This is a genomic window from Methanocella conradii HZ254 (assembly GCF_000251105.1).
Lineage (GTDB): Archaea > Halobacteriota > Methanocellia > Methanocellales > Methanocellaceae > Methanocella > Methanocella conradii.
In genome coordinates this window covers 1,371,877-1,394,848 of sequence record NC_017034.1, presented here as the reverse complement: position 1 = coordinate 1,394,848, position 22,972 = coordinate 1,371,877, and the positions used below count along the sequence as shown (strand labels likewise).

23 protein-coding genes and 2 tRNA genes are annotated in these 22,972 nt (G+C 41.2%); 15 read left to right on the top strand and 10 right to left on the bottom strand.

Features of this window, described 5'->3' with window-relative positions:
- Positions 1 to 4: 4 nt before the first annotated feature.
- The 6 genes from MTC_RS07310 to MTC_RS07285 all read left to right on the top strand — a co-directional run bounded on the left by MTC_RS07310 (position 5) and on the right by MTC_RS07285 (position 3,697).
- Positions 5 to 1,297 carry a cysteate synthase gene (locus tag MTC_RS07310; protein WP_014406051.1) on the top strand — a complete coding sequence of 431 codons (1,293 nt, stop codon included), beginning with the start codon at positions 5 to 7 and terminating at the stop codon, positions 1,295 to 1,297.
- Positions 1,261 to 2,388 (top strand): sulfopyruvate decarboxylase subunit beta, encoded by a 1,128-nt coding sequence (gene comE, locus MTC_RS07305; RefSeq protein WP_048189159.1) that lies wholly within the window; start codon positions 1,261 to 1,263, stop codon positions 2,386 to 2,388. The genes MTC_RS07310 and comE overlap by 37 nt, the downstream gene beginning before the upstream one ends.
- A gap of 51 nt (positions 2,389 to 2,439) precedes the next feature.
- A tRNA-Tyr gene (locus MTC_RS07300) sits at positions 2,440 to 2,531 on the top strand.
- A 68-nt stretch (positions 2,532 to 2,599) separates the two neighbouring features.
- A tRNA-Asp gene (locus MTC_RS07295) sits at positions 2,600 to 2,672 on the top strand.
- Positions 2,673 to 3,171: 499 nt separating this feature from the next.
- Entirely contained in the window at positions 3,172 to 3,477 is a 306-nt protein-coding gene (locus MTC_RS07290; RefSeq protein ID WP_014406049.1) for a general stress protein, read from the top strand.
- Positions 3,478 to 3,502: 25 nt separating this feature from the next.
- The gene (locus MTC_RS07285) at positions 3,503 to 3,697 is read left to right on the top strand and encodes a DUF2795 domain-containing protein (protein ID WP_014406048.1); all 195 of its coding nucleotides are present in this window, start codon (positions 3,503 to 3,505) and stop codon (positions 3,695 to 3,697) included.
- A gap of 32 nt (positions 3,698 to 3,729) precedes the next feature.
- On the opposite strand, the gene MTC_RS07280 is transcribed toward MTC_RS07285, so the two are convergent.
- Both MTC_RS07280 and MTC_RS07275 read right to left on the bottom strand, forming a co-directional pair.
- Positions 3,730 to 4,080, bottom strand: a complete 351-nt coding sequence (locus MTC_RS07280) for a hypothetical protein (protein WP_014406047.1) — start codon at positions 4,078 to 4,080, stop codon at positions 3,730 to 3,732.
- A 50-nt stretch (positions 4,081 to 4,130) separates the two neighbouring features.
- On the bottom strand, positions 4,131 to 4,541 hold the full coding sequence (locus MTC_RS07275) for a PaaI family thioesterase (protein ID WP_014406046.1): 411 nt from the start codon (positions 4,539 to 4,541) through the stop codon (positions 4,131 to 4,133).
- Positions 4,542 to 4,749: 208 nt separating this feature from the next.
- Between MTC_RS07275 and MTC_RS07270 the strand changes: the two genes are divergently transcribed.
- Genes MTC_RS07270 through MTC_RS07230 form a run of 9 tightly spaced genes read left to right on the top strand, consistent with a single transcriptional unit; the run spans position 4,750 to position 14,574 of the window.
- A complete protein-coding gene (locus MTC_RS07270; RefSeq protein WP_237705877.1) occupies positions 4,750 to 5,670 on the top strand; it encodes a ParB/RepB/Spo0J family partition protein in 921 nt (306 codons plus the stop codon).
- A complete protein-coding gene (locus tag MTC_RS07265; RefSeq protein WP_014406044.1) occupies positions 5,667 to 6,632 on the top strand; it encodes a glycosyltransferase family 2 protein in 966 nt (321 codons plus the stop codon). The genes MTC_RS07270 and MTC_RS07265 overlap by 4 nt, the downstream gene beginning before the upstream one ends.
- Complete coding sequence (locus MTC_RS07260) at positions 6,589 to 7,479, top strand: polysaccharide deacetylase family protein (RefSeq protein ID WP_202798126.1); 891 nt, start codon at positions 6,589 to 6,591, stop codon at positions 7,477 to 7,479. The genes MTC_RS07265 and MTC_RS07260 overlap by 44 nt, the downstream gene beginning before the upstream one ends.
- Positions 7,480 to 7,505: 26 nt before the next feature.
- A complete protein-coding gene (locus MTC_RS07255) occupies positions 7,506 to 8,054 on the top strand; it encodes an acyltransferase (protein ID WP_014406042.1) in 549 nt (182 codons plus the stop codon).
- Positions 8,055 to 8,097: 43 nt separating this feature from the next.
- On the top strand, positions 8,098 to 9,240 hold the full coding sequence (locus MTC_RS07250; protein ID WP_048189155.1) for a thiolase domain-containing protein: 1,143 nt from the start codon (positions 8,098 to 8,100) through the stop codon (positions 9,238 to 9,240).
- A complete protein-coding gene (locus MTC_RS07245) occupies positions 9,241 to 10,341 on the top strand; it encodes a 3-hydroxyacyl-CoA dehydrogenase family protein (protein ID WP_014406040.1) in 1,101 nt (366 codons plus the stop codon).
- 23 nt (positions 10,342 to 10,364) lie between these two features.
- The gene (locus MTC_RS07240; RefSeq protein ID WP_014406039.1) at positions 10,365 to 11,516 is read left to right on the top strand and encodes a DUF1972 domain-containing protein; all 1,152 of its coding nucleotides are present in this window, start codon (positions 10,365 to 10,367) and stop codon (positions 11,514 to 11,516) included.
- Entirely contained in the window at positions 11,516 to 12,712 is a 1,197-nt protein-coding gene (locus MTC_RS07235) for a glycosyltransferase family 4 protein (RefSeq protein ID WP_014406038.1), read from the top strand. The genes MTC_RS07240 and MTC_RS07235 overlap by 1 nt, the downstream gene beginning before the upstream one ends.
- Positions 12,709 to 14,574: a hypothetical protein gene (locus tag MTC_RS07230; RefSeq protein WP_014406037.1), complete on the top strand. Its 1,866-nt coding sequence runs from the start codon at positions 12,709 to 12,711 to the stop codon at positions 14,572 to 14,574. The genes MTC_RS07235 and MTC_RS07230 overlap by 4 nt, the downstream gene beginning before the upstream one ends.
- Here the strand turns inward: MTC_RS07230 and MTC_RS07225 are convergent.
- From MTC_RS07225 to MTC_RS07190, 8 genes are all read right to left on the bottom strand, one after another.
- The gene (locus tag MTC_RS07225) at positions 14,549 to 15,562 is read right to left on the bottom strand and encodes a glycosyltransferase family 2 protein (RefSeq protein ID WP_014406036.1); all 1,014 of its coding nucleotides are present in this window, start codon (positions 15,560 to 15,562) and stop codon (positions 14,549 to 14,551) included. The two genes, MTC_RS07230 and MTC_RS07225, sit on opposite strands and share 26 nt — an antisense overlap.
- Before the next feature lie 41 nt (positions 15,563 to 15,603).
- Entirely contained in the window at positions 15,604 to 16,260 is a 657-nt protein-coding gene (locus MTC_RS07220; RefSeq protein WP_014406035.1) for a class I SAM-dependent methyltransferase, read from the bottom strand.
- Between the two features lie 74 nt (positions 16,261 to 16,334).
- A complete protein-coding gene (locus MTC_RS07215; RefSeq protein WP_014406034.1) occupies positions 16,335 to 17,693 on the bottom strand; it encodes a nucleotide sugar dehydrogenase in 1,359 nt (452 codons plus the stop codon).
- A complete protein-coding gene (locus MTC_RS07210) occupies positions 17,693 to 18,667 on the bottom strand; it encodes an SDR family oxidoreductase (RefSeq protein WP_014406033.1) in 975 nt (324 codons plus the stop codon). Before MTC_RS07210 ends, MTC_RS07215 begins: the two co-directional genes overlap by 1 nt.
- A 30-nt stretch (positions 18,668 to 18,697) precedes the next feature.
- On the bottom strand, positions 18,698 to 19,993 hold the full coding sequence (locus tag MTC_RS07205) for a lipopolysaccharide biosynthesis protein (protein WP_014406032.1): 1,296 nt from the start codon (positions 19,991 to 19,993) through the stop codon (positions 18,698 to 18,700).
- Between the two features lie 251 nt (positions 19,994 to 20,244).
- The gene (locus MTC_RS07200; protein WP_014406031.1) at positions 20,245 to 21,333 is read right to left on the bottom strand and encodes an ATP-binding protein; all 1,089 of its coding nucleotides are present in this window, start codon (positions 21,331 to 21,333) and stop codon (positions 20,245 to 20,247) included.
- A gap of 314 nt (positions 21,334 to 21,647) precedes the next feature.
- The gene (locus MTC_RS07195) at positions 21,648 to 22,175 is read right to left on the bottom strand and encodes an O-acetyl-ADP-ribose deacetylase (RefSeq protein ID WP_014406029.1); all 528 of its coding nucleotides are present in this window, start codon (positions 22,173 to 22,175) and stop codon (positions 21,648 to 21,650) included.
- A 293-nt stretch (positions 22,176 to 22,468) separates the two neighbouring features.
- Entirely contained in the window at positions 22,469 to 22,792 is a 324-nt protein-coding gene (locus MTC_RS07190; protein ID WP_014406027.1) for a hypothetical protein, read from the bottom strand.
- Positions 22,793 to 22,972 lie beyond the last annotated feature (180 nt).

Here is a 22,972-nt window from a genome sequence, read left to right as displayed (position 1 = left end):
TCTTATGGGAGCATATACGCTGGAGTGCCCGTGGTGTGGGCGCTCGATAACGGACCATTACACGCTAAGATGCGATACTTGTGATGGATTGATAAGGGCGAAGTACGGGGCGAGACAGCTCTCGCTAAAAAGCCTGCCCGGGATGTGGAGGTACTATGACTGGCTGCCCGCAAAAGGATATATAGACACGCCGGGAAAGCCGATTACATATAAGAGCGAGGGGCTGGCAAAAGAGCTGGGGCTAAAGGATTTATACATCTCTTTTAACGGATACTGGCCAGAGATGGGGGCACACATGGATACCTGCAGCTTTAAGGAGCTCGAGGCGCCGCCGACCATTGTGAGGGCGAGGGAGCACGGGGGCAGGGCCATGGTGCTGGCCTCGGCTGGAAACACGGCCAGGGCGTTCGCCCATATTTCTACAATTACAGGGTTCCCCGTTATCCTGGTGGTGCCTGAGACGGGCGCCCACAACATATGGATACCGGGGCGAGAGCCAGGCGACGCCATAAAGCTGATAACCATGGAGAAGGGCAACGACTATTCGGACGCCATAAAGCTTTCAGAGCGAATCTCGGCCTTAAATGGCATGATGCCCGAGGGCGGCGCCCGCAACGTGGCGAGGAGGGACGGCATGGGCGTGGCCATGCTTGACGCCGCCGTTTTCATGAAGAGGATGCCCGACGACTACTTCCAGGCCATCGGCAGCGGCACGGGCGGCATCGCGGCATGGGAGGCGGCGCTCCGCCTCAGGGAAGACGGACGCTTCGGCGAGCGCCTGCCGAGGCTACGCCTCGCCCAAAACCTGCCCTTCGCCCCGATGTACCGGGCATGGAAAGCGGGCCGTAGAGACATCGTGCCGGAGCTCGACATGCCTGACGCTAAGAAACAGATATCCGAGATGTATACGGATATACTTTCAAATAGAAACCCGCCCTATGGCATAAAGGGAGGCGTGTACGACGCCCTCGCCGATACGGGGGGCGAGATGTACGCTATAACGAATGATGAGGCGATCGCCGCAAAGAAAGTGTTCGAGGATTCAGAGGGCATCGACATTTTGCCGCCCGCGGCGGTGGCAGTAGCCGCGTTGATGCAGGCCTGCGAAAATGGTCTCGATAAGCGCCGAAGCGTGCTCTTAAACATAACGGGCGGCGGCTTCGAGCGCATCAAAAAAGAAAAATCCATAAATAAGGTCGAGCCATGCCTGAAGGTAAGCGGCCCCGACGTGCCCCTCGATGACATGCTTAAGGTGATAGGATGGCCAGCGTTGAGCGAGAAGTCGTTAACATTATGAAGTCGTGCGGCCTTGAGGTCATATTGACGCTGCCGTGCGATAAGATAAAGAACCTTTTGGCGCTGATACCCTCTAGCTTTAAGGAGATACCCCTCACCAGGGAGGAGAATGGCGTGGGCATCGCCGCCGGCCTTTACATGGCCGGGAAGAAGCCGGCGCTCATGATCCAGAGCACTGGAATTGGAAATTCTCTCAACGTGCTCGCGTCGCTGAACCAGACCTATAATATACCTCTGCCAATCCTGGCTAGCTGGAGGGGCGTATATAAGGAAGCCATACCTGCCCAGGTCTTTTTTGGTAAGCGCTTGCCAGCTATCCTTGACGCCGCCGAGATACCGTACGTGGCCATAGGCTCCACAGGCGACCTTGAGCTAATCAAAAAGTCGATTAACCTTTCGTTTCGCTCCAATACGCCTCTTGTCGTGCTTTTATCTCCCAGGCTGTGGGAGCCTACGGAGAAATATAGTAGCCCGGAATTCACCATGAAAGAGCGGCACTATGATATCACCTATCACTCTCATATCCCGGAGGCAACGCATACTCGCCTTGAAATGATAAAGGGAATAGTGCCATACCTGAAGGATAGAATAGTGGTATCCAATATCGGGATTCCGAGTAAGGAGCTGTACGCAGCCCTCGACCAGGATACGAACTTTTACATGCTGGGCAGCCTCGGCCTCGCCTCCTCCATAGGCCAGGGGCTTGCCATGGGCCAGGAAAAGGAGGTCATCACGCTCGACGGCGACGGGAGCATTTTAATGAACCCCAACGTGCTGGCGAGCGTTGCGCAGGAAAAGCCAAAAAACCTGACCATAATCTGCTTTGATAATGGCGCCCATGGCTCCACCGGCAACCAGCAAACCTTCGCCAACCGTATGGACCTAGAGCTGCTGGCTAAAGCCTATGGCATCGAAAATACGGTGAAAGCGTCCACTCCATCTGAACTATTAAAAGCGCTCGATACAAAATGTGAAGGCCCCAGGTTCATCCATGCCATAATCCTGGCAAAGAACGCGGACGTGCCCAACATACCGCTATCCCCAGTACAGATAAAGGAGCGGCTCATGGCCGCAATATCCCGAAAATTTTAAGTACGTGGAAGTCTATCTGATGACTCGTACCCTTGTGCGGTACGCTAAAATCCCGCCTTAGCTCAGCCTGGTTAGAGCGGTCGGCTGTAGACCTTACGACTGCGGAAACCGACAGGTCCCCGATTCAAATTCGGGAGGCGGGATATTTCCTTAATGTAAGGAAAACTATAAATGTGAACGAGTGTATGAGTAGTTTCCGTTTTAGGCGCGTGCTCGGATAGTGTAGCGGCCTATCATGGGGCCCTGTCGAGGCTCCGACTCGGGTTCAAATCCCGATCCGAGCGCTTCTATTTTTATTATATATGAGAATCTTTGCTGTATTGATGCTAATGCAAGAAATGTTTGTTCAAATTTACATTTTTATTTTTCTGATTTACTGAAAAATTTATTAATAGGTAGAACAATAATTTCTCCTAGAGCCATTCGAAATATATCCAGGACTAACCGTAAGGCTGGAGATCATTAGCTTTTCTTCAAAGGCCTTACGGTTATCCTTGTTGGGGGCAATGATTGTGACTCTAGTAAATCCAATGGTATTAATGGTAATAATATGGTTAGGCTTATTAGCGGTATTATGGTGTCTCTACAAAGCAATACGTTAAGGAATAAGCACAGGTGCCGCAGGGGTAATAACTATAAAAGCCAAGGTGAACTTACCAGTAGATGGCCTTAACGTATGCCTCTCGCAACATGATAAAAACGAAAAAATAATCCAAATTTTTTCCCTATTTCTATAGATATATTAATCAAAATGCAGCCTAAACATCCATCCGGGTGTTATGCATGGCTGAGCAAAAAGAGCAGGAGAAAGGCAGGATGACGGTCGAAGAGGCCGGCCACAAGGGCGGGGAGAGGACCGCCGAGACCCATGGAAGGGAGTTCTACCAGCAAATCGGCCACAAGGGCGGGGAGAGGACCGCCGAGACCCATGGAAGGGAGTTCTACCAGCAAATCGGCCACAAGGGCGGGGAGAGGACCGCCGAGACCCATGGAAGGGAGTTCTACCAGCAAATCGGCCACAAGGGCGGCCAAAAGATTAGAGAGCTGATCGAGAAAGCTGAGGAAAAAAGGGAGGAAAAAGGCTACTAGGCAGCCTTATAAAGGAGGCATACATATGGTATCCATTATCGCTAAAGTGTCGAAATCATTAAAAGGCATTCACTTTCCTGTTGACAGGGAAAAGTGCATCGATTACGCTAAAAAGAATATGGCCCCTGAAGACGTGCTTAACGCCCTCAAGCACATACCCGAGGGTAAATACGAGAGCATGGCGGGCCTGTGGCATGCCGTAAGCCGGGAAAAGCGCTAGCCAGGCGGAGGCATCGTCTTCGTCATCCTTTTTTAAAAGTCGTCTCCCGCATCTTCATCGATGTCCACATCGTTGAAGTCCTCGTCGTCTCCCACGCCGCAACACATGCGATCCCTGGCCGTCGTCAGCCCTCTAATGGCCGCAACGGTATCCTTGGTCACGTCGCGGAAATGGTCCAGGAACGCCTCATACGCAGATAAAAGCTCCATCAATTTTTCAAAGCCTTCCCTGTCCATCTCAAGCAGGTCGTTCGTGTCGAGCTTGGCGTCCTCGAGCAGGATGGAGACGCGCTCGATGGCCAGCATCTGCCCATCGAGCCTATCGTTTAGCTCTTCTCCCGTCATCCTGAAGGTCTCGCTTTGTCTGCACGGGTCTTTTCTCATCACATATCCAAATAGAGCCGGGCATACATATAGTTTTTATGAGAAAGGTATCAGGGTAGCTGGTCTATTTTTTCTTTCTTCCGGTACACCATGCCCTGGAAAACTGCGAGAAGCTCGCCCGCCTCATTGGTGACGTCTATCGTGTAAGTGCCAAGCTTATGGTTGATGGAGACCTCCCGTGCCTCTGCGTACAGCGTGCCCGTCGAGACCGATTTCATGTAAGATATGTTCGCGTTTATCGCCACGGCCACGTTACCGCGGGAGTTGGATGCGGCCGCGAAGGTAAAATCGGCCAGGGCGAATATTGCCGCCCCATGTACGATTCCCAGGCCGTTGAGGTGGTTCGGAGTTAGCTTCATCGCCGACCTGGCGCGGCCATCCCCCACCTCCAGCAGTTCTATCCCGTTATATTCCGCGAACCTGTCTCTCTTGAAGAATCGTGATAATTCCTCGCTTTGCATACAAGAAGTTTGGTATGTGCTAACATATATCAAGTTTGTGGATCAGGCGCTTTACTATAAAATTCTTGCTTTTTATAGGGTTATGGCCGGGATATTCCGCATCTTTTATGCCTGTTACCGCTTAATGTTGATGGTTTTACGAATAATCCTTTTTACATAGTAAGCGATAGTAGAGCTATTAAATGGGGGTAGCAAGTTGCATAAAAATGTGGAATATAGGCGAAAAAACGTACAAACAATCCATATAAAAAGGATATACGTTGATAATGGGCATATTAGACGGAATATAAGGGATATCCTGGGCCTTAAGGAGACTATAGCGGATGCCGGGTTGCTTCAGCCCATCCTCGTCCAGCAGGCTGAACAGGGGTATAAGGTGATTGATGGGGCACGCCGGCTGGAGGCGCTTAAAGCCCTTGAGGTGCAGGAGCTTATCATAGGCAAAGACGTTATCGTCGATGACGAAGAGACCGAGGCCGACTTTAAGTTTAAGCAACTCATCGCTAACGTTCAGCGGGAGGATATCAACGATATCGAGCTTGGGCACGCTTTTGTTGTCTTGAAGGAGAAATATGGCTATCAGTATAAGGAGATAGCCGAGATTATCGGTAAGACGCCTCATTATGTGGCGGCTAAGGTGGGATTGGCGAAGCGCCTCATCCCTGAGGTCCAGGAGCTGGTTGTGAAGAGCTGGGAGGCCGCAAAATGTATCCGGGATACATTGAAGGAGGAATCCGGGGATGCTGAGGAGCCTTACTCGATGAACGTTAAGATTATAGAGGATATTGCCCGATTGCCCGCGGAGCTTCAGAGGGCTTCATACGAGTTTATTCGTGATAGGGAGATGGATACGGGCGAAGCCTTGCGTTATCTCAGGAAGGTGAAGGCGGGCCTTGAGGAGGCCAGGGCTGAAGAGGATGCCGAGGAGGCGGGCCTGGAGGTTAAGAAGTACCTTGAGAAGATTTACAGGGATGTTGATAAGCTCTCTGTGACCATTAAGTCGTCTCCCGTGGTTGATAACGAGAAGGTGGCTTCAACTATTGAGGAGCTCATAAATAGGCTGAATCTGCTGTACATGGAGGTTAAAGCCGGCTCTAAGAAGAGCACGGGAGTTGCGACGAATTTATGAATACTTCAGCTGTCGTTGAAAGCGACGCTCATACTGGCATTACCATTCTTCAGGTTTTTAAAGGGAATGTGAAGGTGATGGTGGCGATACCGGCGTACAACGAGGAGGTTGCCATTGGGAGCATCGTTTTGAGGTCAAGGAAGTACGCCGATAAAGTCGTCGTGGTAGATGACGGGTCGGTTGATAAGACTGCCGAGATAGCCAGGATGGCCGGGGCGGAGGTCATTTCTCACAAGATTAACGAGGGAAAAGGAGCGGCTATCCGTGATGCCTTCGAGTACGCTAAAAAGACTGATGCGGATATCCTGGTCCTTATCGATGGCGATGGGCAGCACAACCCCGATGAGATACCATTGCTTTTAAGCCCTATCCTTAATGGGGAGGCTGACGTGGTGAATGGATCGAGGTTTGTTAATGGTAATGGGCGTAACGTGCCCAGATATCGGCGATTAGGGCAGGAGGTATTGACGCTGGCCACCAACACGGGCACGAAGATGCACATTACGGATACTCAGAATGGGTTCAGGGCATTTTCCAGAAAGACTTTTGGATGCTTCGGTTTTCGCCAGAATGGAATGGCGATAGAAAGTGAAATGCTCATGGACGCTGCCAACGCGGAGATGCGGATAAAAGAGGTGCCCATCGATGTGAGGTATGACGTGGCAAAAGCTTCTACCTATAACCCCATAACGCATGGTTTCGTGGTGCTGGGAAGCGTGATATCGCTGATTTCTCAGAGAAGGCCGCTGATGTTCTTCTGCGTGCCAGGAGCATTAGCATTTGTGATGGGATTATTTTTTGCATTCCTGGCATTTGATGCGTTTAACGCCACAAGGAATATATTGATATTTTACACGATGGCAACTGTAACGTGTATAATAGTTGGAACTTTCAGCACATTTACTGGATTTATATTGAATGCCATACAGAATATACAAAATAATAAATATTTTTGTCTGTGATAAAATGAAAAATGCGTTAAGCATTGATTTTGAAGATTGCCTATGCAATGAATTTTTACTTAAATATATACCTAAGGATATTGATAAAAAGAAAATAGAAGACCAAGTAATAGAAGCTACAGACCTTCTTCTCAAATTGCTTGATAAATATGATACAAAGGCAACATTTTTTGTTTTAGGCAAATTGGCAAATAAATATCCAGAATACATTAAAATGCTGGATGAAGCAGGACATGAGATCGGATCACATGGATATTCGCATACTCCGCTATATGATCTAGGAAAAGATGGTTTTGAAAAGGAGCTCAAATTATCTACAGAACTATTAAAATCGATAACACATAAACAGCCTTTAGGGTTCAGAGCGCCCAGTTTCTCGATCAATCAATCGACGAGCTGGGCCTTTGAGCTATTAGAAAAATATGGATATAAATATGATTCAAGCGTTTTTCCGGTAAAAATGATACTATATGGAGTTCCAAATGCTCCACTTACGCCTTATCGGCCTAATATAAATGATATATCCAAAAATGATCCTGATGGGAAGATCATAGAATATCCATTAACTGTCTTGAAGACAATAATAAATATACCCATATCTGGCGGATATTATTTGCGGTTTTTCCCTAAATGGTTTTTAGATTTATCCATAAGTAGAATTAGCAAATCTAGACCTGTTATGATATACGTTCATCCATGGGAGACGTACAAAAATACTACAAAAATTAATGCCCCATTAATTTATAAATTTGAAGCTTACTATGGCATAAAAAATTCACTTAATAAATTAGAGATGCTGATCAGCAAGTACAAATTTGAGCCAATTGCAGACCAGCTAAAAATTTAAAAACGATTATACTGGTGATAAAAGCGATGAAAGAACCAGAAGAGATAAATGGAATAGAACTGATGGAGCATTATGGATATAAAGGAGTATCTGGAAAAATAAAATATTATTTCCGCTTTATTTTTAATTGGGTTTTACAAACTTTAGCAAAAATCTCTCCTCACCCAGGTCTTACGGTTAAGCTACAAAGAATACGAGGGGTAAAAATAGGTAATCACGTTTATATTGGGCCTGATGTAAACATTGATGACCTGTATCCTGGCTTGATAACGATAGAAGATTATGTAAGTGTAGGCATGAGGTCGATGATTTTCGCACATTCAAATCCTACATGTTCTCTTGAAATTAAAACCAAATATTATCCAAGGGTTGTAAAACCCACGACAATTAAAAAAGGGGCGTGGATTGCTCCAGGCACGATCATCTTAGCAGGCATTACAATAGGTGAGAATAGCGTTGTTGCAGCGGGTAGTATCGTTATAAAAGATGTTGAGCCATATACCGTTGTAGGCGGAAATCCTGCAAAGCTATTAAAAAAACTTGATCACGCGGACTCGCCTGACAAGGGCGGATAATGATTAATTCATTTCATAAAAGTTAGGTTTAAAATAACTGGGGATGAAAATGTTGTATATAACTGGTATAGGCCGGACAAAATTTGGAGCGCTGCCTCAAACGCTACAAGAGCTTGCTTATGAAGCCATGTATAATGCAGTTATGGATAGTAAATTGAGCATAAACGATATCGATGCCATTTTTGTGTCCAACTTTCTAGGCGGCCCCCTAAATGGACAATTGCATTTTAATTCGATTATCGCGTCATTACTCCCCGGGATAAATATACCAATTGTAAGAATTGAAACAGCATGCGCTTCTTCAAGCATTGCTTTAAAACAGGCCTTATACTCATTGAGCCAATTTGAAAACGTTATGGTACTTGGCGTCGAAAAGATGACCTCGAAAACAATCTTAGGCACCACTGAAGCTATAGCAATGGCTGCCGATCGATGCCTAGATCAACAAAACGGTCTGATATTCCCCGCTGCCTATGCCTTGATTGCTCAGCAATATATGCTAAAATACGGTATAAACCATGATATTCTCGAACAGGTATCATTTATAAATCATAAAAATTCAAGATTAAATCCACTCGCTCACTTCTTCTATAAGGATGTCACTATCGAGACTATCAGGAAATCTCCTATTATAGCGACACCATTAAACCTATTCGATTGCAGCCCGATATCAGATGGAGCAGCGGCGATCATCGTATCAAAGGAAAAGAAGTCGGATAGGGATATAGAGGTCTTAAGTTCACAATATGTGACGGATGCCATCTCCATTACGCAGCGAGAAGACCTCACGTCATTTAAAGCAACTCGGCTAGCCGCTAAAAAAGCTTACAGCGAAGCCGGTCTCAAGCCAGATGATATTGACATCCTGGAAGTACACGATTGTTTTACTATCAGCGAGTTAATAGCCCTGGAGGACCTTGGATTTTGTAAGCCTGGAGAATCTTCAGAGTTAGTTATTAATGGTGACATCCTGAAGGACGGTAGAATACCGGTTAACATGGATGGCGGGCTTAAAGCGAATGGGCATCCGATAGGCGCGACCGGGCTTGCCCAGATATACGAAATCGTAGTACAGTTAAGGGGGGAGGCCGGAATACGACAAATAAAAAACGCGAACATTGGCATGGCTCAGAATATCGGCGGCATTGGCGGCACAGCAGCTATCACCATTTTGGGGAGGAGCTAAATGGCTGTTTACCAATGCAAAAAATGTAATAAAAAGTGGAGCTACTCTATTAAAAAGTGCATTTTTTGCCATGAAGATGTTCAGGAAATTAACGAAACACAATACAAGGTTATCGGATATACACAAGTGAATGTGCCTTCAACGGGAAATGAAAAAACGCCCTACATCGAATATTTATTAGAAAGCGCCAATGGTGATCGGATCATAAAAAAATCATTCGACAGCTATAGAATAGGTGACATAATTACCTTAAATGAAAAAAAGAAGAAAGATCTCATCGTGGGTATTGTCGGGACGGGTCAACTAGGGTCAGGGATTGCAGAATATATGCTCAGAAATGGATACCCGATCGTCATCAAGAGTAGGTCGCAGGATGGCAGTAACGAAATCATTTCGAAGATTACGAAAAATTTGTCAAAGGATAATACAGCCGAACAGGTCCAATACATGCTTAAAAATATGAAAACGACCTTGAATTATGCCGATATGAGGGATTGCGATGTTATCATTGAGGCCGTTATCGAAAACATAAATACTAAAAAGGAGGTTTTCAAAAGCTTATCCAGTGTATGTGATAAAAAAACTATCTTTGCATCTAATACATCTTCATTATCAATCGACGAGCTAGCGAAGGTTACTGATCGGCCTGATAAAGTTATTGGAATGCATTTCTTTAACCCCGTTTCCAAAATGGATCTTATTGAGGTTGTGGCTGGTAAGAAGACCTCTGATGATACGAAAAATTTTATAATTAACTTTAGCAAAGAGCTAAATAAGAAGCCAGTAACTGTTAATGATTCCCCAGGATTTATAGTAAATCGGCTTCTGTTGCCACAAATTAATGACGCTGTAAAGCTCTATGAATCCGGCATAGCTTCAAAGGAAGATATTGACTCGGCAATGAAATTGGGTCTAAATCACCCGATGGGACCATTTGCACTAGCGGATTTGATCGGCATCGATGTTTGTTTATTAATATTAAATACGCTTTATACAAGCTTTAAGGATGATAGGTATATGCCATCAAAATCACTGATAGAATTATTCAATCAAGGCAAGCTGGGATTTAAAACTGGTGAAGGGTTCTACAAATACGAATAATTTAGATTGTTGAACGATTTGTTATGAAAACTAAAAAAATTGCAATAGTTGGCGCACGAGGGATCGGAAATTATGGCGGTTTTGAAACATTTGTAAGTGAACTGGCGCCTAGACTCGTAAATAAAGGCTTTAAAGTATATTGCAGTTGTGAAAAGAATGGAATTGGCGAGCTGCCTTATCATAAGGGGGTTAAATTAATATATTTTCCAATAAAAATATCAAATAATTATTTACTTAGAAAATTATTTGAAATATTATATGATATTTATTTTAACATAGCCTGTCCAATTTATTTCAAATGCGATATTGTGTATAGTCTTGGGGTAGGCGCAAACATTTTTGTGCTCTTTCCAAGACTTTTGGGGAAAAAGAGTATTGTTAATGTTGATGGCATTGAGTGGAAAAGGCCTAAATTCAATCCAGTTGAAAGGATTATTTTGAAGTTCATGTTTAAAATGACAGTAATGGGCGCGGATAGGATAGTCATAGATAGTAGATCTTTATTAAATCATATAGATAATAGATATCGAAAAAAGACAATTTATATCCCATATGGCGTTAGTGATATAGAGATTAACCCATGGGATGAAAAGAAATTACAAAGATATATAGATGATAACTATAAAATTTTTCCTGATTCGTATTGGCTGGTGGTAGCCAGGCTTGAGCCTGAAAACAATATCCATACAATACTTGAAGGCTACTTAAAAAGTAAATCAAAAAAACCTCTAGTTGTCGTTGGAGACTATACCAGCAAAAATTATAAAAAGGCAATACGTGCGATACTGGAAAATGATAAAGAAGGAAGAATATTGATGGCGGGGGCAATATATAATGATAAAAGTTTGCTGGACATGCTCAGGCAAAACTGCTTTGCATATGTACATGGGCACTCGGTTGGCGGAACAAATCCATCGCTTTTAGAGGCTATGAGCATGAAAAACATCATAGTGGCACACGATAACGAGTTCAATCGAGAAGTTTGTGGAGAAAGTGCAATTTATTTTAAAGATGCAGAAGAACTAAGAGAACGGATTGAATCAATAGAAAAAATGCCGGAAAAATATGCAAATTTAAAGGATGAAATATATATAAAAGTAATGAAAAATTATTCCTGGGAGGGAATTATAACAGAATACGTGGACTTGTTCTCAAGAATTGGGGCTGATAAATAATGAATATACTCTATGTTAGCCCATTCTCTCATGGAGTTAACGTTTCTCCTGCATTATACCTGGCACATCTTGTGGCCAATCGTGGAAATAACGTATATTTCTATACAATTAAAAAATCATATGTTCAATTTAAAGATAAAAGCGGAAAAATTAAAATTGCATCTCCACCTGAAAACGTAGAAATGCATTACATCAATAATAAATTTATATTTCCTGACATTGCATATCCCTTCATAAACCCCATAAAAGAATATTTTGATTTATTGAAGATCGTTAAAGAAAAACAGATAGACATTATTCATTTTTATTTCCCTGAGCATCTTATTTGTCTCCCGCTACTTAGAAAAAATGCCTTTGTTAATATACCCGTCGTTCTATCAATAAATAGTGTTCCGGGCTATGATTGGTTTTATGGTAAAAAATATGTTGATTTTATCGGAAAAATATATTCAAAATTAGTCTCATCAAGAATAATTCAGAACGCTGATAGGATTATACCATATTCTACAATATCCATAGATACGCTTATTTCTTTTGGCCATGATAGAAGAAAAATTGTAAATATGATACCTCATGGAGTGGACATACTTTTTTTTAAGCCATCTGAAAATAAAGAGAGTTTGAGAGAAAAACATAAATTGCCAAAAGATGCTTTCATTATCATTTATACGGGACGATTCGTAAAAGTAAAACGGCTAGATTTATTAATCCAAGCATTTGAGAAGGTATTACATAAAATAAATAATGCGTTTTTATTATTAGTCGGCGATGGCCCACAAAAAAAAGAACTAATATCTATGGTAGATCCATGTTGTAGAGATCGGGTTAGGTTCATCGATTTTGTAGGCCCCATAGTATTATCAGAACTTTATGCCGCATCGGATATGTTCTCTTTGATTTCAAGCGGAGAAGGCATATCATCATCACTATTGGAGGCGTGCGCCTCAGGTCTACCCGCACTAGTATCAAATGTAGGGGCGAACAGGGTCATCGTTCAGGATGGGTTGAATGGCTATGTCATAAATGATGTAGATGAGGACAGCATAGCCCAAAAAATAATTGATATAAAAACAAATCACTCATTTCTATCAAAAAATTCTAGAGATATTTCAATAAAAAAATTGAATTGGAATGGCATAACAGATCAATATATTAAAATATATTATGAGTTGATAAATAAAAGAAGTGAAGTATGAAATCGGTCAAAATTAATTTAACATTATTATCAACCGTCATAAGTTTTATTTGCATTTCGCTCTCTCTCTTTATAATTTTAAATGCTCCAGCTACCAGTGGTTATGAGATATCTATCTATGACGTATACCCTTCATTTTTATGGGTTTTAATTTGTATGCCCACAGTTATTCTTTTTTCCTTTTTATTTTTTAATAAAAATTTAAAATTTGCTAATTGTATATTATTATTGATAGGAGCTATTATATCGATGATGATCCTTTTTTCAATTCCTTTATTTAGAGGATACGTATTTTATGGCGCAGGCGACACCCATAGCCAAATTTATCTAATAAATGAGATTGCAAAAAATGGCCATATCATACATGGTGACATATACCCTATATCACATATATTAATATACATACAATCTATCATGCTATCATTTACCCCTGAACTTGTCAGCCTATATTTTCGTCCATTTTTTATATTTTTTTATATCATATCTATGGTAGTTTTTTCCAAATGTTTAAAATGCAATTCAATTGAATCTATATTTATTGCAGGATTTTCGATTATACCCGTTTTTGGAGATTGGCTGACAATTGAATATATAATGCCATCTACCGAATGTTTTTTTATGATTCCTCTCACGCTATATGCCATAATAAAAAGCAGAAATGCGAATCAAAAATTTGCATATTTATTGATATCCATAATTTTGTTAATTTTATTCCCCTTTTTTCACCCAGAAGGCACAATATTTCTGCTTGTAGCATTGGCGTGTTTGCTTATCATCTCTAAGTTAAATAAAAAATATTTCCTAACGAAAGAAAAAGAATTAAACATATGTCATAATAATGAATTAATTATATCAATTATAATCCTATCGATTGGATTAGTTGTATGGCTATCATACGCACTTTCATGGGGCAATACTATAACAATTATATATGCCTCAATTATTTCAAGCGTTTTTCCTACCGCTCCACCAGCCCAGGTAATATTAAAAGGTTTTAAAATTGATTATTTCGACGTAATTAAAGAGATATTTAAGCTATATGGCGTAGCACTCGGATATCTATTAATTAGCATAATGATATGTATAGTTATCTTTAAAAATATGATATTAAAAAAGAATATTTTGTCTAGAGATTTATTACTTTCATCTCTATTTTTTATATTTATCACAGTTAATATGCTCTTTCTTTTTTTAGGCTCTCCGATGAGCTACCATATTTATCGACAAATAAAATATTCTTTATTAGCATCAACTCTAATACTAGGCGTATATGCATCAAATTACCTGTTAAAAATAAAAAACAATTACGATATAAAATATTATACAATAGCGTGCATATTTATTTGCATTATCTTTATAGCATCATTACTGGGCGTATATAATGCATATTCTTCGCCATCTCAATCATTGTCATCATTGCCATACGCAAATTTGATAAATCATCAGGTTACGTATGAAGATATTTCAGGAATGAGATTCTTTTTTGATCATAGAAATGAATTATATCAAATATTAGAGCCAATCGGTCGTGCATATCAGAATCGTTTTGCAGATTATTTTGGACGTGATGATATTAATCCAGTTAACATACGCTCAGGATACGATATTAATGTCTTTCCTCCACCACATTTCGGTTACGATAAAAGCCCTGTGCTAGGGAGTTCTTATACAGAAAATCAATATTTATTGGTATATCCTCCGCTAGAAGAGTTTTATCCACGGCTATACACAAAATATGAACAATTATGGAGATATGACTCAAATGATCTTAGATCATTATCATTTGATGTAACTATAGAAGAGATATATAATAATGGTGAATTAAAGATAAATTTAGTTAAGAGCGTTTACGATAAAAATTAAATATATTATTATTTATTTTTATTATATATTTTTTAATGACGTGAAAAAACAGATGAATAACCTGTAAAGGAAAATACAGCATATATCTTTTGCTATGTGTTTTTAAAAATTTATAATTCGTTTTTATGTCTGCTATCATCACAAAAATATGATTTGTATGTCTTTTTTTCCTGGATTGGCCTGCTTTATGCCAAATTCTCGAACTTAAAACCGTAACACATTTATAATTGAATTCTTTGAGGCGTATGCACAGGTCCACATCTTCACAGCCAAAGAAAAACTCACTATTTAGAAATTTTATCGGCGCTTCTTTTATATTTAACATAAGACACGTTCCTGAAACCCAATCACATTCATTGACGCCTACCGAATTTTCCGCAGAATCTTTAAGATTCTCTCCAATATGATATGCATATTTTTTCCAATCTATTTTACCACCAATACATGCAATTACGTTATTTTGACCATTAACATCATAATAACAAATCTTAGGCCCGAGAACGCCAATCGTCTTGTCCAGCTCCGCTACTTTCACCATATTGCTTAAAAATTCCGGGTCAACGACAGTGTCATTGTTCAAAAGCAAGACATAATCGGGGTTCAAAGCCTTCAAAGCATATCTTATCCCAATATTATTGCCTTCAGCGAACCCATAATTCTTCTCATTCTTTATTAGTATAAGTTTTCTTTTTGAAGGTAAGCCAGCAATCTTTTTTTCATTGCCTCCGCCACTTTCCGCTTCTTCTCTTCTGTATTCTATAACTTTTATGGGCTTGTTACTCGAATCATATTTAAAAAATTTGGATTCTACCGATAATTCACCATTACAATATAATTTTATCTTTTCTATTGATTCATCCTCGGAGCCGTTATCAACTAAAATTATAGCATAATTGGAATAACCGATTTGATAAAGTGATTCGAGGCACTCAACAGTGTCTTTCCACCCATTCCAGTTAAGGATTATGATTACAACTTTTGAATGCATTACTACCCATGTTCCTAATGTTTTTTTATTAATGTTTATTTCTAATTAACCGTTGTAGCTATTTTCTGAAAAGCCTTAAAAACTACACGTTTAAAGCTAAACTTAAAATAAAAACTTTTAAGGTCCTTTTCCTCTATGTCTTTTACCTTTCTATTTAAAATTATTGAGTATAAAGCATAGCTGGATAGATCTATCTCATTAAAATTATTCATCTTTTTGGCTTTAATGAATACTCCTGGCGCCGAAGTGTCCCTCTCTAATGCTAAAATTTCACAGTCCTGAAATATGTTCTTCATGTCGCCTATTTCAAACCTCCAAAAATCGTATGGATATCCATGATAACGGAATCCCTTCGACCTAGTGGTTATTAAAATAAATCCTCCCTCTTTACATATTTTTTTCATATTTGAAATAGCTTTTCTCCAGTCTTTTACATGCTCTAATAGCTCTGTCGAAATCACGACATCAAAAACATTCTCCCCAAACTCTTCTACCAAATTTTCGACATTGCATACCTTATCGACGCCAGGGCCTTTTACAATATCAACGCCGATATATTCTTTAGGATTATAAGATTCTAATAATGGCCTTAAGCTCCCATTAACGTCTAAAGACCCTATTTCAATTATGCGTTTCCCTTCAATTTCTTCCTTTTTTAGGTTAATAGCGCCAAATAGAATACACTTTGTGTTACACATAATCTATTCCTCGTTTAAGCAAATCGCCTGAAAAAAAATAAATACAATGCTTTTTACCATCTATAGCCAATTGGTTATAGTCCTCCCCCAATCACTTCATATATAAACCCCTTCTTTTTAACTTCTTTTGGCTGATATATCATTCTTCCATCTACAATAACTGGATTTACTCGCATCTCTTTTTTTATCAATCCAAAATCCATTTTTTCAAACTCTTTATGTGCCGTCATCAGCACAATTGCGTCCGCATCCAGGAAGACGCTATCGGGCTTCTGAAAATGCTTATCAACCTTAAACTCGTGAGCTGCAGTCTTTTCGTCTATATACTGGTCAACGGAGTAGACAATTCCCCCCATTTCTTTGACCTCTTTTATGAGAATTCCCGATGGAGAGTTCCTTATATCTCCAATATTTTCCTTGTATGAAAGGCCGAGCACGACGATCTTAGAGCCTTTTATGGGCTTCCCGGCACGGTTCATGGCCTTGACAAGCAATTCAAACATGTGGCGCGGCATGTAGTCGTTGATTCGCCTCCCGGCAGTTATCACTTCCGCGTGGTAGCCATGCTTCTCTGCAGCCTTTACAAGATACCATGGGTCCTTTGGCAGGCAATGGCCTCCAACTCCTGCGCCTGGATAATATACGTGGAAATTCCATTTGGTCGCCGCCGCCTTTATAACTTCCATCACGTCAAGCCCCATTCTTTCGCAGATTAGCGCTATCTCATTCATCAATGCGATGTTGAGGTCACGCTGCGCATTTTCGATGATTTTCGCCATTTCTGCCGTTTTTATGTTAGCAACAGGGTACACATTGGTTATGCATCGATAAAGTTCCGCTGCAGTCTCAGCCCATTGCTTATCGGTAGAGCCCAGGACGCGCGTCACCTTATCTATCGTGTGCTCTTCATCGCCAGGATTGTACCTTTCCGGGCAATATGCAAGCCCAAAGTCTACTCCTGCCTTTAATCCTGATTTTTCCAGTATAGGCTTGAGAACTTCTTCGGTTACTCCAGGATAAACTGTTGATTCTAAAATCACGAGATGACCCCTGTGAAGCCCCTTTGCCACGGATTCGCCTGCCGATATTATATATGAGAGGTCCGGTTCGAACCCATCTCCAGTCGGAGTAGGAACGATAATAAGAATTATATCGTTTTTTTCCACTGCCTCTCTTGTATTAGTGGTCGCAAAAAATGCGCCCGAACTCACGGCCTTTGCAATTCTATCGCCCAGCTCTAAATCTTCTAGCGGACTATTACCAGAGTTAACAAGCTCAACAAAAGACTCCTTAATATCGCATCCAATTACGCGAAACCCTTTTTCCGCGAAAAATACTGCCGTCGGCAATCCAACGTATCCAAGGCCAACTATGCAAATCTTAGCGCTTCTATTCCTTATTTTTTCAATCAGGATTTCATTCAATTTTATCACTATCTAAACAATTCATCATTATAATCGCCCATTGTTGATTTAAAAGATCCCACCGTTTCCTCAAGCCCTTTCCACAGATCATATTTTGGCTCATAACCAAACGCTTCCTTTGCCTTTGTTATGTCTGCAAGAGAATGCTTTATATCGCCTGGCCGTGGCGGAGCATATCTTATTTCGACTTTACGTCCTACAATCCTGCATATTGTATCTGCAAGCTCATTTATGGATGTGCGCTTTCCGCCCGCAATATTATAGTAACCCGTAGCTGAGGACTCGGCTGCCCTAATGTTTGCTTGAACTACGTCTTTTATATATGTAAAGTCCCTTGTCTGCTCGCCATCCCCATATATCGTGATAGGCTCTCCTTTTATCGTTTTTGCGATGAATCCTGGTATTACTGCCGCGTATTCCGATCCAGGGTCCTGACGAGGGCCATATACGTTGAAATAACGTAAGGATATGGTGCTTAGGCCATAAATTTCATTGAAGATGCGGCAATATTGTTCGCCGGCTAGTTTAGTCAATGCGTATGGAGATAAAGGATTTGAGGCCATATTTTCACGTTTTGGGAGGGTGGGAGTATCCCCATATACCGATGATGAGGATGCATATATTACCTTTTTCACTCCACAATCGTGGGCTGCAACGAGAACACAGAGAGTTCCTGTTATCCCCGCCTCATTGCTTAAGATCGGGTCTGAAATGGAGCGGGGAACTGACGGGATGGCTGCTTGATGAAAAACATAGTCTGCATCTTTGAATATGCGTTTAAGTAAGGCGATATTGGTTATAGTATCTTTGATGAACTTTATTTTCTCAGACTTAATAAGATGCTGTATATTTTCAATGCGGCCAGTTGACAGGTCATCTATTACGATGACTTCATTCTCATTGCAAAGCTCTTCTGTTATGCTAGAGCCTATGAATCCCGCGCCCCCGGTTATAATGACACGCTTTCCAATCAAAGGATTCATTTACCCCCATCCAACAATAAATATAAACTATTATAAAGATTTAGTTCTTATAATTTTTTTGTTATCCTTTGACCTTATACATTGTTTTAATCCATCAAACCATTTTTCTTTTTTGATCATTAAAATCAATATGCCTATGCTAACAATCATATTACTTATTATCCATGCATACCCAATGCCTATCAACCCGTATTTTAACATTAAAATAGATCCAGCTGAAATTAGCATTACACTTGATATAATATTTATATAATTTATTATTCCGATTTCTTTTTGTATCCTTTTAATTGTCGTATAAACAGAAACTATGGTCGAGAACAGGCTTGATATTGCCAGTAGCTTGAGCAATTCGAATGATTGTTCCGAGAACTCTGTACTAAAGAGCAGCAATATTTTATCCCCGAATAAAAATATTATGATTATTGAAGGCATTAGCAATATCGTGCAAAATTTTAGCGACTTCAACACATTTTCTTTTAGCGGAAAATCGTGGGAGCCTTCGACGAACAATGACGTGGAGGTCGCGCCCGGTATCATGAACAGTAAGCTTGAGACCGAGTATGCCACGTAGAAGTAGGCGCAGTTCTCCGCCCCGATCAAGTTCACTATTAGTATCGGTATTATTGTAATGGCTATCATCGAGAATATTCCGGCCGTGTAATTGCCAAGCGAGAACAAAAAGGACTCCTTTGTCGAATCCACGCTAAGCTTGAACTTGAACTTCACCCCAAGGCGACTTATCATGTAAACGCCAAAAATAAACGTTATAAGATATGCTACTTCGAATGCTGAGAATATTCCTAGCAATCCCAAAAAAGCGAGGAAATATAATGCCGGTATCCGTAGCCCCAATAGTAAGTTATTTATGAAAGAAATCCCGCCCCTCCTCAAAGCTATGAACGTCGTATATTGTATACCATTGAGAGACATTAGAGCGATAAAAATGATTATGATAAGAGGGAATAAGCCCTCCCTTATGAAAGACAAAGAAGGAGAGAACCAATCCAGGCCGATAAGAAAGGTGATCGTTAAAAGAATTGAGGCGATAAGCGTAATAATCAGAGTAGAACTATAAAACCCATCCTTATCATTGGATGTGGGCAAAAACCTGATTAGCCCCGAGTCCATCCCGAGCCTTGATAAAGTCACGATGAGCGTGCTTGCCGATATCACGGCCGTCGCCAGCCCAATATCCCTGGAGGGCATCGTGCGCGCCGCCACTATCCAGAAGAGGAGCCCGAAAAACGAGCCAGCAACCGTGTTTAGCATGATGGCAATGGAATTACGATATAGGGTCTCACGATAATACTTCTCAACGCAAAACATTATATAAAAAAATATATAGCCAACCCTAAATAAACCTTTGTAATACCACGACCTCAAAGTTTAAGAAGACACTATAAAGGCCATTAAGGACACGAAGCATTTCACACAAAGCGCACTAAGCCACGAGCACACGAAGGATTTTTTAAATTTAAGGTCTCTAAGTTTTTGGAAGTCAAGGTCTCTAAGCAACCGAAGTAAAAGCATCCTGGACAAGCTTACTTTGTCTTCGCCTTCTTAGTCTTCAAGCCTTTTCATTCAAGCAGGTATTTCCATAGCGGAACGAACCTTATAATCTTACCCTTCACTTGCTCTTCCCCCTCATAGCTACTTGTAATCACCTTCATATCATCGCATTTCAGCTCTTCAGAGGCACGTGCCAGGGCGTTCACCTCCCTCAACCTGGTATCGGGGTGCTCGACATCATAGCACACCTGAATCAACTCACTAACCACATCACCTCTCCTTACGACGAAATCCACCTCCTTGCCAAACCTATCCTTCCGGTAAAATGTCTCTGTATCGTGGCCGGACCTTCTCAGGAGCTCGAGCGCTACGGCGTTCTCGTATAGTCTCCCCATATTCCTGGAAAACCTCGTGGACAATGCGCTTATAAAGCCGTTATCGATCAGGTACGCCTTCCTGGGGCACTGCATCTGCTCCTTGATTTTCGGGGAAAGGACGGGGATGCTTATCAGGAAATAGGAAGACTCGATATAGCCAATATAGTTCGCAAGGCTGGTCTTTCCAACCACGTACCCCATGCTTTTCATGGTATTGTACATCTTGCTTATCGAGTATTGAGTAGAGTTTATTAGCAGGCGGAGCAAGGCTCTCAGGGCCTCATCGTTCCTCACCCTGAAGCGCTCGGAAATATCCTTTGACACGACAGTATTATAATATTGCTGGAGTATCTCGATCTTTTTTTCTTCGGGGGCGAGGACTACCTCCGGCATCCCTCCATAATACAGGTAGTCATCCAGGGCTCTCGCGGTTTTCGCCCTCTCATTTTCTGAGTACTGGGCGGCTTTTACGTCTATCTGTATCCCTTTAAAAGAAAGATACTCCTTGAAGGAAAGCGGGTATACCCTTATCTCGAGGCACCTGCCTCTAAGCTCGGTGGGGATCTCGCTGCTGGAGACCTTAGAGCTCGAGCCTGTCACGATTATTTGCATGTCATAGCTGTCATACGTCCTCCTGAGCCACCTGCTCCAGTCTGGCATGTCCTGGATTTCGTCTCGTGGTATCCGCTCATCCTCGAAATTTATGTAGATTACCTTTTTCCTGCTTTTGCTTTCTAGTAGCCTCTTTATCTCATCGAGTGCGATGTAGTCTTTCCGCATCTGCGGAATCCCGTTATGACCAGTATCTTTCCTGGAGTCGAATCAATGTAGCCCTTCAGTGTCACTTTCCTTGGAACTATGTCAGGGATTTTTCTGTCCATCCACGAATAAAGGATTATCTTTATTGTATCATTCATGGTACAATATGGTACCATATTGTACTACATAATAAAGCTAAAGCCATCTAGGCAGCTTCCTCCCGCCATCGAAATGGCGGGGATTCTCGCCTCTTGGCCCCCGTTGTCCTTAATCCAGCATTGTGGAATTATCTGTGTTGCTGATATCTTATATTCATAGGGTTGGTCCTATTTCCCTTAATGCCAGGGACCGTTTTTGTATGCTGACATGTATGCGTTATATGTGCTATTGTTGAAGCAGACCATTATGGCCTTGTTGACGGCTGTTGTCTTGAGCCCTGTGATGATTTCTTTGATTGCGATTGGCGCCGCCTTTTCTACGGGGTACCCGTAGGCGCCTGTGCTGATGGAGGGGAACGCTATTGAGCGTATGCCGTTTTGCTCTGCCAGCCTGAAGCATTCTCGATAGCATGACGCGAGCAGCTCTTGCTCGCCGCTTTTGCCGCCCTTCCATATGGGCCCGACTGTGTGGATGACGTATTTTGCCGGTAGGTTGTAGCCTCTTGTGAGCTTTGCCTGGCCCGTCTGGCATCCTTTGAGCTTTCTGCATTCTTCTAGCAGGCCAGGCCCCGCTGCAGCGTGTATCGCGCCGTCAACGCCGCCGCCACCTAACAAAGTGGGATTGGCCGCATTCACAATGGCGTCAACGCGTTGTTTGGTGATGTCGCCAAGGATGATGGAGAAGGATTTATCTTCAAAGATCATAAAACAATATAAAGTGGGAATTTTAATTAAAATTTTTCTTCGATAAAATTCTTAGCATCATTTAGTCTCTAGACGCTAGCACAGATTAGAACCTATTTTTGAATAGTGTTTTCAAATGGCATAAAGTCAAAATTGCTTTTTCATTTTAGACGACATTACCAGATTTACTATTTTTATTTCAAGCTCATACATGGTTTATATTATTTTTCTTATAATTCAGGAGATCATAATGATTAACTAAAAGTAAACTATAATATTTATAATATCTTTTAATTTTATTTAATTAATTCATATTATGATTCTACAGAATTTTCAAGGCCAAATCTCTCATTTGTTATTCGTATAACCTCTTTAAGGCTCCCGCTTGCTATTATAGTTATTGGCATTTTTCCTGGTCCTGCCTCGCGGAAATAAGCTTCAAACTCTCCTTTCTTTGTCCTTGATTGCCTTACACTAATTCGGCCATATATGCCTTCAGCCCACCTATAACTTGTTATTAAGTCAACTTCATCGCCGCGCTTCCAATTTTTTTCGCTAAGCACACACTTATTGACGCTAAGTGTGCATAAGAAGTACTCCTTTCCTTTACTATTTTTCATCACTTTTATAAACGCCATTTTATACCTCACTATTTATTTAGATATTTCTTATGCTACAATACTTTAATACTTATTAATAGTAAATATAGTTAACTAATAGCTGACTGAAAATAAATCAAGACCATTTATATAGGTATCATTTTAGTATAAAGAGAATTCTTGAATTTTTATCTTATCTTTAAATTGAAAGTGAAGTAA

Excerpts from the sequence above, each read along its gene's own strand:
- MTC_RS07310 (WP_014406051.1), top strand. The coding sequence starts at position 5 with ATGGGAGCATATACGCTGGAGTGCCCGTGGTGTGGGCGCTCGATAACG.
- comE (WP_048189159.1), top strand. The coding sequence starts at position 1,261 with ATGGCCAGCGTTGAGCGAGAAGTCGTTAACATTATGAAGTCGTGCGGC.
- MTC_RS07290 (WP_014406049.1), top strand. The coding sequence starts at position 3,172 with ATGGCTGAGCAAAAAGAGCAGGAGAAAGGCAGGATGACGGTCGAAGAG.
- MTC_RS07285 (WP_014406048.1), top strand. The coding sequence starts at position 3,503 with ATGGTATCCATTATCGCTAAAGTGTCGAAATCATTAAAAGGCATTCAC.
- MTC_RS07280 (WP_014406047.1), bottom strand. The coding sequence starts at position 4,080 with ATGAGAAAAGACCCGTGCAGACAAAGCGAGACCTTCAGGATGACGGGA.
- MTC_RS07275 (WP_014406046.1), bottom strand. The coding sequence starts at position 4,541 with ATGCAAAGCGAGGAATTATCACGATTCTTCAAGAGAGACAGGTTCGCG.
- MTC_RS07265 (WP_014406044.1), top strand. The coding sequence starts at position 5,667 with ATGAATACTTCAGCTGTCGTTGAAAGCGACGCTCATACTGGCATTACC.
- MTC_RS07260 (WP_202798126.1), top strand. The coding sequence starts at position 6,589 with ATGCCATACAGAATATACAAAATAATAAATATTTTTGTCTGTGATAAA.
- MTC_RS07255 (WP_014406042.1), top strand. The coding sequence starts at position 7,506 with ATGAAAGAACCAGAAGAGATAAATGGAATAGAACTGATGGAGCATTAT.
- MTC_RS07250 (WP_048189155.1), top strand. The coding sequence starts at position 8,098 with ATGAAAATGTTGTATATAACTGGTATAGGCCGGACAAAATTTGGAGCG.
- MTC_RS07245 (WP_014406040.1), top strand. The coding sequence starts at position 9,241 with ATGGCTGTTTACCAATGCAAAAAATGTAATAAAAAGTGGAGCTACTCT.
- MTC_RS07240 (WP_014406039.1), top strand. The coding sequence starts at position 10,365 with ATGAAAACTAAAAAAATTGCAATAGTTGGCGCACGAGGGATCGGAAAT.
- MTC_RS07235 (WP_014406038.1), top strand. The coding sequence starts at position 11,516 with ATGAATATACTCTATGTTAGCCCATTCTCTCATGGAGTTAACGTTTCT.
- MTC_RS07230 (WP_014406037.1), top strand. The coding sequence starts at position 12,709 with ATGAAATCGGTCAAAATTAATTTAACATTATTATCAACCGTCATAAGT.
- MTC_RS07225 (WP_014406036.1), bottom strand. The coding sequence starts at position 15,562 with ATGCATTCAAAAGTTGTAATCATAATCCTTAACTGGAATGGGTGGAAA.
- MTC_RS07220 (WP_014406035.1), bottom strand. The coding sequence starts at position 16,260 with ATGTGTAACACAAAGTGTATTCTATTTGGCGCTATTAACCTAAAAAAG.
- MTC_RS07210 (WP_014406033.1), bottom strand. The coding sequence starts at position 18,667 with ATGAATCCTTTGATTGGAAAGCGTGTCATTATAACCGGGGGCGCGGGA.
- MTC_RS07205 (WP_014406032.1), bottom strand. The coding sequence starts at position 19,993 with ATGTTTTGCGTTGAGAAGTATTATCGTGAGACCCTATATCGTAATTCC.
- MTC_RS07200 (WP_014406031.1), bottom strand. The coding sequence starts at position 21,333 with ATGCGGAAAGACTACATCGCACTCGATGAGATAAAGAGGCTACTAGAA.
- MTC_RS07195 (WP_014406029.1), bottom strand. The coding sequence starts at position 22,175 with ATGATCTTTGAAGATAAATCCTTCTCCATCATCCTTGGCGACATCACC.
- MTC_RS07190 (WP_014406027.1), bottom strand. The coding sequence starts at position 22,792 with ATGGCGTTTATAAAAGTGATGAAAAATAGTAAAGGAAAGGAGTACTTC.